The sequence below is a fragment of the Paraburkholderia ultramafica genome (assembly GCF_902859915.1).
GTDB lineage: Bacteria > Pseudomonadota > Gammaproteobacteria > Burkholderiales > Burkholderiaceae > Paraburkholderia > Paraburkholderia ultramafica.
The window spans coordinates 1-821 of the sequence record NZ_CADIKK010000154.1; the positions used below are offsets into that span (position 1 = coordinate 1).

The window sequence follows — 821 nt, forward strand, 5'->3', positions numbered from 1 at the left end:
CAGTCGGACCTGGTATCCTGGGGTGATGACACAACGCAAGCCATACCCGACGGATGTTTCGGACGAGGAATGGAGCTTCGCCGCTCGGTACCTGACCTTGATGAACGAAGACGCACCGCAACGCCGATACGAACCTCGCGAAATGTTCAACGCGCTGCGCTGGATGGCGCGAGCCGGTGCATCGTGGCGTATGCTGCCGACCAACTTCCCGCCGTGGGAACTGGTCTATCAGCAAACGCAACGGTGGCTGAACGCGGGTTGCTTCGAGGCGATGGTCAACGATTTGCGTTCGGTGCTGCGTGTGGCGCAACAACGTCAGGGGCAACCCAGTGCGGTTATCCTGGATGGGCGCACGTTGCAGTCGACATGCGAAAGCGGCCCGCGTGCGGGTTACGACGGTTATAAGCGCAAGCGTGGCAGCAAGGTTCATATGGCTGTCGACACGCTGGGCCTGCTGCTCGCGGTGCACATTACGCCAGCCAACGAGCAGGAGCGTGCACAGGTGGCCGAGCTTGCGCGTCAGGTTCAACTCGTAACCGGTCAGACGGTAAAACTTGCGTTTGCTGACCAGGGCTATACGGGCGACACTGCTGCGCAGGCCGCGCGTGACGAAGGCATTGAGCTGCAGGTCATCAAGCTGCCCGAGGCGAAGAAGGGTTTCGTACTGCTGCCTCGCCGCTGGGTGGTCGAGCGCAGCTTTGGCTGGCTGAACCGTTTCCGGCGGCTGGCCCGCGACTACGAGCGCTTGCCCGAAACCCTTGCTGGCCTGCACTTCGTTGTCTTCGCCATGTTGATGCTCGTCCACGCCGTACCGATTATCC

At 61.5% G+C, this 821-nt stretch carries 1 protein-coding gene; it reads left to right on the forward strand.

What is annotated here, in order from left to right:
- Positions 1 to 25 precede the first annotated feature (25 nt).
- A partial coding sequence (locus HV744_RS36635; protein ID WP_175154095.1) for an IS5 family transposase occupies positions 26 to 821 on the forward strand: 796 nt, incomplete at its 3' end.